Genomic DNA, 12807 nt, shown 5'->3' on the forward strand with positions numbered 1-12807 from the left:
GTGGGACAAGGGAGTCATGAGTGTAGGAGATGCCCGAAAATGGGCATTGAAAATCGAGCGCACTATTTCGGAACATTTGGCGATCCAATTGTGGAGGGGCGGTGTTCTGGGTCAGGCCAGTAAGTCCTGCAGGGTGGCAAGGCTATCCGCCTCATCCACCGCCTTGTCCTGGCGCCAACGCAACATCCGCGGAAAGCGCACCGCAATCCCGCTCTTGTGCCGTTTGGACAGGGCAATGCCTTCAAACCCCAGCTCGAACACCATGCTGGGCGTCACGCTGCTGACCGGGCCGAACTTCTCCACGGTGGTCTTGCGCACGATGGCGTCGACCTTGCGCATTTCTTCGTCGGTCAGCCCTGAATAGGCCTTGGCGAAGGGCACCAGCGTGCGTTCACTGCCGGGCGGGCCATCCCATACGGCGAAGGTGTAGTCGCTGTAGAGGCTGGCGCGCCGGCCATGGCCGCGTTGGGCGTAGATCAACACCGCATCGACACTGAAGGGGTCGACTTTCCACTTCCACCACAGGCCCATGTCCTTGGTGCGGCCCACGCCGTACAGGCCGTCGCGAGCCTTGAGCATCATGCCTTCCACGCTGAGGCTACGGGAGGCTTCGCGTTGCAGTGCCAGGTCCTGCCATGTGGCGCCCGTCAGCAGGGGCGAGGGCTGCAACACGGGTTGGTTGCACTGGGCAATCACCTGTTCCAGCTGGGCGCGACGTTCGGCCTGGGGGTGGTTGCGCCAGTCGTCGCCCTGATGTTCCAGCAGGTCATAGGCGAGGAGCGCAACCGGGGCATCGTCGAGCACTTTTTTGCTCAGGGTCTTGCGACCAATGCGCTGCTGCAAAAGGGCAAAGGGTTGTACCGAGTCCTTCCACACCACGATCTCGCCATCAATCACCGTGCCATCGGGCAAACCACTGACCAGGCTGTGCAGTTCGGGGAAGCGCTCGGTCACCAGCTCTTCGCCCCGCGACCAGATCCACAGCCGGCCTTCGCGCTTGACCAGCTGCGCGCGAATGCCGTCCCACTTCCATTCCACCTGCCAGTCGGCGGGGGAACCGAGCAAGGCGTCGAATTGCTCCACCGGTTGCGCCAGCCCGTGAGCGAGAAAAAACGGATAAGGCTGTCCGCCCCGTTGCGCATGCTCGTCGGATGATTCGGCGGCGATCAGCTTGAGGTAGCCTTCGGCTGTCGGTCGGTTGGATAAATCGGTGTAGCCCACCAATCGCTGCGCGACGCGCTTGCTGTCGAGGTCGGCCATGGCCGCGAGCGCGCGGGTGACCAGCAATTTGGACACGCCGACGCGAAAGCTGCCGGTGATCAACTTGATACACACCATGAGACTCGGCTGGTCCAGTTGCGCCCATAACGCCGGTAACCGTTCGGCCAGGTCCAGGGGCGACAGGCCACGCAGCGGCAGGAGTTTTTCTTCCAGCCACACGGCGAGGCCGTCCTCCGAGGTGTAGGTGGATTCCGGCAGGAGCAGGGAAATCGTCTCGGCCAGGTCGCCTACCGATTGGTAGCTTTCTTCAAACAGCCACGGCTCGATGCCGGATGCTTCGGTGGCCATGTCCCGCAGCAGACGCGTCGGTACCAATTGTCGCGGTCGTCCGCCGGACAGGAAATACACCGCCCACGCAGCGTCTTCAGGCGGCGCTTGCAGGAAGTAGGCTTGCAGGGCCGTGAGCTTGGCATTGCTGGAGGTGGTGGCGTCGAGGTTGGCGTACAGCTCGGCGAAGGCTTTCATGCCGTGGCCTCCTCTTCGTCATCACCGTATTCGGTGGTGAAGCCCTGGGCATCCAGGCCTTTTTCCCGCAGGTGGCGTACCAATACCCCGACGGAGCCGTGGGTGACCATCACCCGTTCGGCCCCGGTTTGTTCGATCGCCCACAGCAGCCCGGGCCAGTCGGCGTGGTCCGACAGCACGAACCCCCGGTCCACCCCGCGCCGCCGCCGGGTACCGCGCAGGCGCATCCAGCCGCTGGCGAAGGCATCGCTGTAGTCGCCGAAGCGCTTGATCCAACTGCTGCCACCGGCGGAAGGCGGCGCGATGATCAGGGCCTGGCGCAGCAATGGGTCGGTCTTTTTGAATTCGCCGGCGTAGAGGGTTTCGGGAATATAAATGCCGGCCTCGCGATAAACCCGGTTCAGCGGCTCGACCGCGCCATGGCTGAGGATCGGGCCGATGCTGGCGTCGATGCCATGCAGGATGCGTTGGGCTTTGCCGAAGGAATAACAGAACAACACACTGGCTTTGCCGGCGGCAATATTGCCCTGCCACCAGTCGTTGATCCCGGCGAAGATCTGCGCCTGGGGCTGCCAGCGGTAGATCGGCAGGCCGAAGGTGGATTCGGTGATAAAGGTATGGCAACGCACCGGTTCGAAGGGCGCGCAGGTGCCGTCCGGCTCCACTTTGTAATCGCCGGACGCCACCCAGACTTCGCCCTGGTACTCGAGGCGCACCTGGGCCGAGCCAAGTACATGCCCGGCCGGATGGAAGCTCAGGGTCACGCCGTGGTGGACGAGTTTTTCGCCATAGGCCAGGGTTTGCAGGTTGATGTCCTGGCCCAGGCGCGAGCGCAGGATGCCTTCGCCAGGGGCGGCAGCCAAATAGTGTTGATTGCCCGTGCGGGCGTGGTCGCCGTGGGCGTGGGTGATGACGGAGCGTTCCACGGGGCGCCAGGGATCGATGTAGAAATCTCCGGCGGGGCAGTAGAGGCCTTCGGGCCGGGCGATGACAAGGTCCATGGGGTGACCGGGGCGATGGGCTTATCAGGTATGAGGCGGGGGCGAGCGCAGAAGTTCTATCGGAATGCATGCCGTCCAAATGTGGGAGGGGGCTTTCCCCCGATAGCAGTGGTTCAGTCAAAACATCGGTGACTGACACACCGCTATCGGGGGCAAGCCCCCTCCCACATTTGGATCAGGTTTTGTCAGGTAGAAGTCAGGTCACTTGCCTGGGGTCAGGGTCAACCTGGCCTTCCCATACACCTTCTCGAAGTTCTGCGGCTGCATCGGGAAGCTCAGGTATTGCGCCTTGAGCGACGGGTCGATGCCATTGGCGTAGTTCGGGCTGGCCGGGTTGCCGGACTGGCCGATGCCACCCTGGCCCATCATCGGCTCCACCTGGCCGAAGTCGACGATCATGCGCAGCGCCGGCACCTGGGTGGTGTTGAAGTCCTGGCCCCAGCTGTACGGTGCCGGGTTCAAGGTGTTGTGGTCGCCACCGGACGCCAGCGGGCCGCGAATCACTTGGCCACTGGTGTTTTTCCAGGTGGTGCTGTGCAGCTTGCCCCACTGCCAGGCCTTGTGGTCAGCACCCAGTTGGCTCTCGCCAGCGCTGATCGCGGCGGCCAGGCTGCGGGCGAGGATGGCGGGTTTGTCTTCTTTCTGCGCGGTGCGCACGTCGTCCCAGAACGGGCTGTCTTCGCGGCCCAGCAGGTGGTCGGCCTGGGCGGCATAGGACAGGTTGGCGTTGCTGACAAAGGCTTTCCAGCTGGCACTGTTTTCCGGCCCCAGTTCGTCGAGGAAGATCTGCCGGGTGCTTTCCTGCAGGAACAGTTCGTAGAGCGCCGCGTCGGCGGACGTCGACACCAGGCGACCGTCGAACGCCATCAGGCGCTTCAGTGCTTCCCGAGCCTTGGCCTGCTCGGGGGCTGGCAACGCATCAATCGCCTGCTTCAAGGGCTGGGCCATGCCCGGCGCCTGGAACATGGTCTTGAGCTTGGCGGCGAAGGTGGTGGTCTGGTCGTATTGCATGGCGATCATGCTGCGGCTGTCGTGCTTGCCTGCATTGGCCAGTTGCGCCAGGCGCTCGCTGCGCTCCGGCGCATCCCAGGAGTTGGATAACTGCATGCCGTAGCCGCGCGGCGCGGTGCGTTGGTTGGCGGTGCCGATCCAGCCTTGGGCCGGGTCCTGGTCATAGGGGTGCAGCATCGCGTCGGCGTAACCGTCCCAGTCAAAGCGCGTATCCCAACCGGGCGAGGGCAGCAGGCCTTCGCCTTCGCGGCGGTTGGGGAAACGGCCGGTGACCTGCCAGCCAATGCTGCCGGCGTCGGCGAAGACCATGTTCAAGGCAATGGCGCGGATGTTGCGGGTCGCGTCCGAGGCCTTGCCGGCGTTTTGCGCGCGGGACAGGTCGAAGAACGCGTCGAGGCTCTTGTCATCCTTGAAGTCGGCGGTTTGCAGGGCCAGGCCAAAACCGCTGGTCAGGGCCTGGCTGCTGTTGAGCAAGGCGCCGTGGCGGGTTTCGTACACCACTTCGCGAATCGAGCGTTGACCCTTGACGAAGAAGGTTTCATTACGCACCGCTGCCGGCAGCCATTTTCCGTTGTTCTCGTAGTACAACGCGCTGCCCTGGCGTTTGACCTTCTCCAGGAACAGGTCCTGGGTATCGCCCTTGACCGTGCTCATACTCCACGCCACATTGCCGTTGAAACCGGACAACAGGGTCGGCAGGCCGGCAATCGAGGCGCCGACGGCCTGGTATTTCGGTGCGCGAATCTGCACGTAGTTCCACGGTGACGGCGCCTGCGGCTGGGCGGCGAGGTCGCCTGCCAGCAGGCTCTTGCCGCTGCGACTGCGTTGCGGGCCGATGGCCCAGTTGCTCGACGTGGTAACCGCCAGCGAGTTGAGGCTGCTCAATTGCTGGCTGACCGCGTCCAGCCCGGCCAGGCCGGTGATCTGGCTGAGGTTCACGCCCTTGAGTTTTTCGGCTTCGGCCAGGGGGATCGGCTCATCCGGCGCGCTCGGTGTCAGCCAGGCGAGTTTGTCCACGCCGACCTTTTGCGCCAGCAGCAACGACGCCAGCTCTTCCTGCAGGTTGGCCGACTCGCTGAAATTCAGCAGGCAGAACAGCAGCGCCGAATCTTCCGGCTTCCAGTACTCAGGCTTGTAGCCCGTCTGGGCCAGGTCCGGCGGCAGCTTGTCGCGGTAGCGGAAAAGGTAGGCGTTGACGCCACGGGCATACACTTCGAAGAAGCGCTTGAGGCGCGGCGACGAGGCGTTATACAGCTCGCCCGCGCTTTTCTTCAGGTTGACCGCACGCATGAAGCGGTCAACATCCAGCACCTCAGGCCCGGACATTTCAGCCAGGCGGCCCTGGGCCAGCAGGCGCAGGGTGACCATCTGGGTGATACGGTCACTGGCGTGTACATAACCGAGGCTGAACAGCGCGTCGTGGAAAGTGTTGCTTTCGATCAGCGGCATGCCCTGGGCGTTGCGGCGTATCGAAACATTCTGTGCGAGGCCCTTGATCGGCTGCACGCCGGCCACTGGCGGCAGGGTGTCCTGGGTGCTCTGGAGCTGGCAACCGGCCAGGCTTAATGCACTGGCCACTGCCGCGGCAACGCCGAACCGGGGAAGAAAATGTGAGAGGGCTGGCGAGGCCATGGCAAAGCTCCTGCGGGGGGTAGCGTCAGTAAAGGCGCTACGTTAGTGAGCGCGGTGAAACGACGCAAGCAGGAGTTGTGTAAACACATGAGTGCTTGAACTTAAGCCTGGCGAAAATCAGTGTGGGAGGGGGCTTGTGCCCTCCCACCTTGCCCTTCTGCGCGCCTTACGCGCCGTGGCACTTCTTGAATTTTTTCTCACTGCCGCACGGGCAAGGATCGTTACGGCCAACGTCCTTCAACGCATTGCGCACCGGCTCCTGGTGAGCGTGGCCGCAGTTCGGGCCGTGGACATGGCCGTGGTCGTGATCATGGTGATCATGATCGTGGTTGCAGTCAGGACCATGGACATGGGGTTGCTGAGTCATCGATGTCGCTCCGGAATAAAATCGCCCGGGATTATCTCGCCATTGTGGTTCACCTGCACGTCATAACCGATGAATAATCCGGTTTTCAGTTCACCCTCCAGACGATACGGCACAGGCTGGTCGGGTTTTTTCAGCAGTTGCACCACGTCGCGTATCTGCGGCCAGAGGTTGGTGCGCACCGACACCTTGAAAAATGCATGGCCCTTGGGCGGTACCGTCAGCCATTCATTGGACTCGCCTTCGGTGAGCACAAAATCATTCAGGGTGACCTTGTAGATCAGCCCGCGCACGGTCAGGTCAGAGTCGTCGCGGTTATCCACGCGAAAGTACAGCTTGAATTTCTGCTCCAGCAGCTTGGCCCGCACCACTTCGACTTTCACCAGGGAAACGTGGGGCGGGGGCGAATCGTCTTCGAACCAGGAGGCGCAACCGCTCAGGCCGAAGGTTAACGCCAGCATCAAGCTGTAGATCCGAAGCATGGCGTGAATCCTGTGGTAGTTAGAGATAGCTGGAACAACACTTCTTGAATTTTTGCCCACTGCCGCACAGGCACGCATCGTTGCGTCCGGTTTTCACTTCCACCGTGGGGTCGATGAAGTACCAGCGCCCTTCATTCTGTACGAAAGAAGACTGCTCGCGGTGGCTATGTTCGCCGGTGCTGTCATGCCAGCGTGCGGTGAAGGTCACGAAGGCGTGTTCCGGCTGGCCGCCGAACACCTCGGAACTTTCAACCTCCAGGCCGAGCCAGGTGCTCTGGGCGCTCCAGGCACCGATGGCCTCACGGTCCAGGCCAGCCTGTTGCGCGGGCAAAGTGGTGGCGACCAGATAGTCCACCAGGCCCAGCACATAGGCACTGTAGCGTGAACGCATCAGGGCGCTGGCGCAGGGTGCCGGGTGCCCGGCGTGATAATGGCCGCAGCAGGCATCCAGCAGGTTGCCACTGCCGCAGGGGCAAATGGATGTACTCATCGGGTTACCACCAATACACGTTCTGTTAGACGTAACAATAGCTAAGCCTTGGTATTACCGCAGACACAGCCGTTGACAGCTTATGACCCGATACTACAGAGGATCGCAGGGGAACTCGACGGCCAGCGGGTGCGAGGGACGGCCGAGCGAGCATTCATTCGTTGAGACACTTCCTGGCTGGCTCGCGCAGAGCCGCTTGAGGTTCCATTGGGCTCTACTGCAAGAACAGGTGGATTAACCTACTTGCTAAATAAAAACCCATTAGGTTAATTTCTGCATGGAGAAGAACGCGCCTCACTGCAAGTTGACCAACGTCAAGGCCCTGATCAAATCTGGGAGGGTGCGTACCACGAATACTGCACGACTCGGCGCGGATGCTCTTAACCTCGACCTCTCCGAGATGCTGGCCGTGATACTGGCCCTTAAACCAACGGACTTTTACAAAAGACTACCTACGCCGACCACACGCTATGGCAAGACGTGTACCGGCCACACACGAAGGCGGGGAAGGTCTATCTGAAACTCACGGTTATCGAAGACGTACTGATCGTGTCCTTCAAGGAGCTATGAACATGAAATGCCCTGTTTGCGGCGCTGCGGACTTGGTCCATGACATCCGCGACAGACCCTATTCCTACAAAGGTGAAACCACTGTGGTTGCGAATGTGACGGGTGAGTTCTGCCCGTCCTGCTCCGAGTCGATCCTGGATTTGGTTGAATCGGATCGTGTCATGAAAGCGATGCGCGCCTTCTCAAAACGGGTCAATGCGGATTTGGTAGACCCTGGCTTCATCGCTAAGGTGCGTAAGAAACTTTCGTTGGACCAGCGGGAAGCCGCCGAGATATTCGGTGGCGGGGTCAACGCCTTTTCTCGCTATGAGAATGGAAAAACCAAGCCTCCGCTGGCACTCATAAAGCTTCTCAAGTTGCTCGATCGTCACCCTGAGTTACTTAACGAAGTCCGAACGGCGTAGGGGCGCCTGGAATCGATGTACTCATCCGGTTACCACCAATACTTTCCGAAGTTTTCCGGGTTAGCCCAGAAACGGGCGTTGAGCCAGTCCGGCACCTGTTTATAGTCAAGCAGATCGTAGGTAAACAGCGTCAGCACCTGCTCGTCGCGCTGGAAACGCTCGCCGGCCTGGAGGGCCAGGGAGAAGAAGTCGGTTTCCTTCCAGCCGCAGGCGCCCAGGTCCACCAGCACCGCAATGCGGCTGGCGTTGAGGTTGCGGATGCCGCCGAGCAAGGTCAGGCCCTGGGGTTTTGACAGGTGCTCGAGGCAATCGACCACCAGCGCCAGGTCAAACCGCTGGGCCGCCAGTGCTTGCGGCAATGGTCCTGGGTCGGCGCAAAACACCTGGGTCTCCGGGTGTGCGGCTTTAAATGCGTCCAGCGCCGGGAACTGGCTGGCACCCAACAGCAACAGGCGTTTGGGCTGGTGCAGATCGAGCAAGGCGGCCAGCGCTTGCTGGGGAGTACGGGCAGAAATACCAGCGGTCATCAGAGATCCTCACATCAGGACCCTAGAGACTAGCGCGGCTGAGCGTGCGGGCCTAGAGCGGGTGGCTGCGAAAAGTCCTGCGTGGGCGGCGATCCCCAATGAATACGGGGGCGTGGCGTAGTGGCGCAGTTGAAAAGAGCGGTCTTTACTCCACCCATCGGCCCCCGCCGATCCCCTCAGGAGAAAGTCAGATGAGCATCATGCGGACAGCTCTACCCTTGGTTCTGCTAACCGGAGTATTGACAGGTTGCGCAGGCTTGCAAAAAACCGATTGGCCTACCTGCGCCGCTGTCGGCGGTGTGACCGGTGCGGCGATCGGTGCGACTGAAAGCTCGGCCTACGCAGGCTATGGCGCGTTGCTGGTCGGCGGCATGGCCGGCGCCTATTGCTGGGTGCACGGCGATGGCGACGAAGATGGCGATGGCGTGCCGGACAGCCGCGACAAGTGCCCGGGCACCCCGAAAGGCGTGCAGGTCGACGCCAATGGTTGCCCACCGGCACCGCCGGCGGCGGTGGTCGAGGAGGTGGTCGTGGTCAAGGAAGAAACCATCGTGATCCGCGATGTGCACTTCCAGTTCGACTCGGCCAAATTGACGGCAGCGGATAAAACCAAACTCGACACCATTGCCACGCGCCTGAAACAGGAAGCCCCGAGCGCCCAGCTACGGGTCAGTGGTCACACCGACAGCGTCGGTAAAGACGCCTACAACCAGAAACTCTCGGAAAAACGTGCCCATTCGGTCACCGATTACCTGATCGGCGCCGGGGTGCCCCGCAGTGCCTTTGTATCTGTCACCGGGGCGGGCGAAAGCCGTCCGGTCGCCGACAACAAGACCGCTGAAGGCCGCGCCCTGAACCGCCGCACGGAAATCCAGATCAACCGCTGACAGCCCTTGCCCCTGTGGGATCCACAGGGGCATTGCCGGCCACCCTCGCTTGAACCGCTCCTGCTCAAGTTTTTTGAACCTTCACTGGCAAATCGCCTGTAGAAGTCGTTACTGTGCGTCCAAAGAAAAATTTGAAAACATTCAGGAGCCCCATGATGCGTAAGGTTTTTCTGTTGGCCCTGTTGGTCAGCCCCGTTGCCCTGGCCCAGAGCGTCAGTGTCGAAACCAACTCATTGATGCGCCTTCCCTCCAGCACCAGCGTGTTGCAACTGGAGCGCCTGGATGTGGCGGACTACGGCACGTTGCTGATTCCGGCCACCATCAGCCAGGTCACGGTGGATGAACTGCACCTGGGCCGCGACGCACGCATCGCAATTGTGCCTGGCAATACCGCGCTGCAATTGCAGGTGCGGCATGCACAACTTGAGCAGGGCAGCCAGATCACCTCGCGCGGTGCCCCCGGCACCCATGAAAAACCGGCCAAGGCCGGGCGTGACCTGACTTTGCGCATCAACTCGCTGACGGCTGAAGCGCTGTCGGTGGATGCCCGTGGCGGCGCCGGTGCCCAAGGGTATGCCGGGCTGGATGGCGCCAATGGCGTGGATCCTGGGTGCACCTGGGGCTCGGCGGGGCGAGGTTTTAATGGCGATAACGGCGGCGATGGCTTGCCGGGTGGGGCGGGTGCACAGGTGCGCGTGGAGTTGCCGAAGGACTTCCCGGCTGAACACATCAAGGTCTGGGTGGATGGCGGTGCTGGCGGTTTGGCCGGCACGGCCGGCAAGCCGGGCAAGGGCGGGGAGTCCAAAGGTTGCCTGGTGTACCGCGCCGACGGTGGCGAGAAGGGGCGCCCAGGGTTGGAAGGGCAGCCGGGGCCAGCTGGGCCTGCGGGTACCGTGACTATTCAGCGGCTCTAAGTTCTAAACAGCTGCAAGCTTCGAGCTTGCAGCTTGCGGCTGTACTCAGAACATCGGCCGAGCCGATGCAATCGCAACCACCGCGAACCCCACGATCAGGTTGATCCCCACCAGCTTGCGAATCTGCCCCAGTGCAGCCGCACCCGCCGGCCAATCCTCAGCCGCCACCGCCGCCTTCAGTTGCGGAAACTTCAGCGCCTGGATGCGGATAAACAACGCCGTCATCACCAGATACAAACCCATCATCACCTGCACATAGCGCGGTGCGCTTTCAAACCCGCTGAAGCGCAGGTGCAGCAGGCCGACGCCGCTGATCGGCAAAACCAGCACTGCCACCCATACCCACACGAAAAAACGTTGAAACACATTGGCCCACAGCTTGAGTCGGGCAGGGCCCTCAAGGGCCGCCACAGCGGCGGGGCGCAGGATCATCCAGGCGAAAAACATGCCGCCGACCCAGATCAGGGCGGCCAATACATGCAGGGTGTAAACGAGGCTAAACGCGGTCATTGTGGTACTCCGTTCTGCGCGGGATTAATTAGCGGGGTATGATAGCTGCCGATCCGAACCACTGAAAATTTATCCAGCGTTTTTTGCGCCCGACTATTCATGATCAGCACTGAACTCAAAACCACGATCCAGGGCGCCTATACGCGTTTTCTCGAAGCCAAGAGCTTGAAACCGCGCTACGGCCAACGCCTGATGATCGCCGAAGTGGCCAAGGTCCTCGGGGATATCGACACCGATGACGAAGGCCGCCGCGAAGGTGAGCCCGCCGTCGTGGCTGTCGAAGCCGGTACCGGTACCGGCAAGACCGTGGCCTACAGCCTGGCTGCGATCCCGACCGCCAAGGCCGCCGGCAAGCGTCTGGTGATCGCCACCGCCACCGTCGCCCTGCAGGAGCAGATCGTCTACAAAGACCTGCCCGACCTGATGCGCAACAGCGGCCTGAACTTCACCTTCGCCCTGGCCAAGGGCCGTGGCCGCTACATGTGCCTGTCCAAGCTCGACGTGCTGCTGCAGGAAGGCCATGCGCAAACCGCCACGGCGTCGCTGTTCGAGGAAGAAGGCTTCAAGATCGAAGTGGATGAGGTCAGCCAGAAGCTGTTTACCAGCATGATCGAGAAACTGGCCGGCAATAAATGGGACGGCGACCGCGACAGCTGGCCCACCGCCCTCGAAGATGCCGACTGGGCACGCCTGACCACCGACCACAGCCAGTGCACCAACCGCCATTGCCCCAACTTCGGCCAGTGCGCCTTCTACAAGGCTCGCGAAGGCATGGGCAAGGTCGACGTGATCGTTACCAACCACGATATGGTCCTGGCCGACCTGGCCCTGGGCGGCGGTGCCGTGCTGCCGGACCCGCGTGACACCCTTTACGTGTTCGACGAAGGCCATCACCTGCCTGACAAGGCTATCGGCCACTTCGCCCATTACACGCGCCTGCGCTCCACCGCCGACTGGCTGGAAACCACCGCGAAGAATCTGACCAAATTGCTCGCCCAGCACCCGCTGCCCGGCGATCTGGGCAAGTTGATCGAGCAGGTGCCGGAGCTGGCGCGGGAGATCAAGACCCAGCAACAGTTCATGTTCAGCGCCTGCGAACAGGTGGCCGACTTCAAGCCCGGTGAAGATGTGGAAGGCCGTGAGCGCCCGCGCCACCGCTTTGTCGGTGGGATGATCCCCGAGCATATGCGCGAAATGGGCATCGAGCTGAAGAAAGGCTTTTCCCGTCTTACCGACCTGTTCACCCGCCTGACTGACTTGCTCAAGGAAGGCATGGACGGTGAGGTCAACATCGGCATCGCCAGCAACCAGGCCGAGGAATGGTACCCTCTGTTCGGCAGCCTGTTGTCCCGTTCCCAGGGCAACTGGGAGCTGTGGACGGCCTTTACCGTCGAAGACCCCGAAGACAACCCGCCCATGGCCCGCTGGCTGACCCTGTCGGAAAGCGGTGCGTTGTTTGATATCGAGGTCAACGCCAGCCCGATCCTCGCCGCCGAAATGCTGCGCCGCAACCTGTGGAACGTGGCGTACGGCTGCCTGGTGACCTCCGCCACGCTGACCGCCCTGGGCACCTTCGACCGCTTCCGCATGCGCGCGGGCTTGCCGAAAAAAGCCGTCACGGCGGTGGTGCCAAGCCCGTTCCATCATGCCGACGCCGGCGTGCTGCGGGTACCCGATCTCAAGGCCGACCCACGGGATGCACCGGCGCACACCGCGGCGATCATCCGCGACCTGCCCTCCCTGGTGGAAGGTTCGCGCGGCACCCTGGTGTTGTTCTCGTCGCGCAAACAGATGCAGGACGTGTTCGACGGCCTCGACCGCGACTGGCGCAAGCAGGTGTTTATCCAGGGCAACCTGTCCAAACAGGAAACCCTGAACAAGCACAAGGCGCGGGTCGATGGCGGGGATTCCAGCGTGCTGTTCGGCCTGGCGAGTTTCGCCGAAGGCGTGGACTTGCCCGGTGCCTACTGCGAACACGTGGTGATCGCCAAGATCCCGTTCTCCGTGCCGGATGATCCGGTCGAGGCCGCGCTGGCCGAATGGATCGAAGCGCGGGGCGGTAACCCGTTCATGGAGATTTCGGTGCCGGATGCTTCCTTGAAGCTGGTGCAGGCCTGCGGTCGCTTGCTGCGTACCGAGGAAGACCGGGGCACCATCACCTTGCTCGACCGCCGCCTGGTGACCCAGCGCTACGGCAAGGCGATCCTGAATGCGTTGCCGCCGTTCCGGCGCGAAATTTCTTAAGCCATCGTGGGCGAATTCGCCCACT

12 protein-coding genes and 1 pseudogene are annotated in these 12807 nt (G+C 62.0%); 5 read left to right on the forward strand and 8 right to left on the reverse strand.

Features of this window, described 5'->3' with window-relative positions; translation table 11 throughout:
* Positions 1-111: 111 nt before the first annotated feature.
* The 6 genes from BB029_RS08000 to BB029_RS08020 form a co-directional block, all read right to left on the reverse strand.
* Positions 112-1746 carry an ATP-dependent DNA ligase gene (locus BB029_RS08000; protein ID WP_065938790.1) on the reverse strand — a complete coding sequence of 545 codons (1635 nt, stop codon included), beginning with the start codon at positions 1744-1746 and terminating at the stop codon, positions 112-114.
* Positions 1743-2747: a ligase-associated DNA damage response exonuclease gene (locus BB029_RS08005; protein ID WP_065938791.1), complete on the reverse strand. Its 1005-nt coding sequence runs from the start codon at positions 2745-2747 to the stop codon at positions 1743-1745. Before BB029_RS08005 ends, BB029_RS08000 begins: the two co-directional genes overlap by 4 nt.
* Before the next feature lie 201 nt (positions 2748-2948).
* The gene (locus BB029_RS08010; protein ID WP_065938792.1) at positions 2949-5390 is read right to left on the reverse strand and encodes a penicillin acylase family protein; all 2442 of its coding nucleotides are present in this window, start codon (positions 5388-5390) and stop codon (positions 2949-2951) included.
* Between the two features lie 166 nt (positions 5391-5556).
* Positions 5557-5757 (reverse strand): SEC-C metal-binding domain-containing protein, encoded by a 201-nt coding sequence (locus BB029_RS31880; RefSeq protein WP_003189235.1) that lies wholly within the window; start codon positions 5755-5757, stop codon positions 5557-5559.
* Positions 5754-6236 carry an LEA type 2 family protein gene (locus BB029_RS08015; RefSeq protein WP_065938793.1) on the reverse strand — a complete coding sequence of 161 codons (483 nt, stop codon included), beginning with the start codon at positions 6234-6236 and terminating at the stop codon, positions 5754-5756. The genes BB029_RS31880 and BB029_RS08015 overlap by 4 nt, the downstream gene beginning before the upstream one ends.
* A 19-nt stretch (positions 6237-6255) precedes the next feature.
* Positions 6256-6726 (reverse strand): YchJ family protein, encoded by a 471-nt coding sequence (locus BB029_RS08020; RefSeq protein ID WP_027604445.1) that lies wholly within the window; start codon positions 6724-6726, stop codon positions 6256-6258.
* A 277-nt stretch (positions 6727-7003) separates the two neighbouring features.
* Between BB029_RS08020 and BB029_RS31885 the strand changes: the two are divergent.
* Positions 7004-7296 (forward strand): annotated as a pseudogene (locus BB029_RS31885) (type II toxin-antitoxin system MqsR family toxin).
* A 2-nt stretch (positions 7297-7298) separates the two neighbouring features.
* Positions 7299-7700, forward strand: a complete 402-nt coding sequence (locus BB029_RS08025; protein WP_065938794.1) for a type II toxin-antitoxin system MqsA family antitoxin — start codon at positions 7299-7301, stop codon at positions 7698-7700.
* Positions 7701-7729: 29 nt separating this feature from the next.
* On the opposite strand, the gene BB029_RS08030 is transcribed toward BB029_RS08025, so the two are convergent.
* The gene (locus BB029_RS08030) at positions 7730-8227 is read right to left on the reverse strand and encodes a DUF6231 family protein (RefSeq protein ID WP_065938795.1); all 498 of its coding nucleotides are present in this window, start codon (positions 8225-8227) and stop codon (positions 7730-7732) included.
* A 191-nt stretch (positions 8228-8418) separates the two neighbouring features.
* Here BB029_RS08030 and BB029_RS08035 point away from each other — a divergent pair, with 191 nt between their 5' ends.
* The gene (locus BB029_RS08035) at positions 8419-9114 is read left to right on the forward strand and encodes an OmpA family protein (protein WP_065938796.1); all 696 of its coding nucleotides are present in this window, start codon (positions 8419-8421) and stop codon (positions 9112-9114) included.
* 155 nt (positions 9115-9269) lie between these two features.
* Positions 9270-10028 carry a collagen-like triple helix repeat-containing protein gene (locus BB029_RS08040; RefSeq protein WP_065938797.1) on the forward strand — a complete coding sequence of 253 codons (759 nt, stop codon included), beginning with the start codon at positions 9270-9272 and terminating at the stop codon, positions 10026-10028.
* Positions 10029-10073: 45 nt separating this feature from the next.
* Here BB029_RS08040 and BB029_RS08045 read toward each other — a convergent pair whose 3' ends face one another.
* Positions 10074-10538, reverse strand: coding sequence for a CopD family protein (locus BB029_RS08045; RefSeq protein ID WP_065938798.1), 465 nt, complete (start codon positions 10536-10538; stop codon positions 10074-10076).
* A gap of 99 nt (positions 10539-10637) precedes the next feature.
* Here BB029_RS08045 and dinG point away from each other — a divergent pair, with 99 nt between their 5' ends.
* A complete protein-coding gene (gene dinG, locus BB029_RS08050) occupies positions 10638-12782 on the forward strand; it encodes an ATP-dependent DNA helicase DinG (protein WP_027604440.1) in 2145 nt (714 codons plus the stop codon).
* Positions 12783-12807 lie beyond the last annotated feature (25 nt).

The sequence above is a fragment of the Pseudomonas sp. S3E12 genome, assembly GCF_001702295.1.
GTDB lineage: Bacteria > Pseudomonadota > Gammaproteobacteria > Pseudomonadales > Pseudomonadaceae > Aquipseudomonas > Aquipseudomonas marginalis.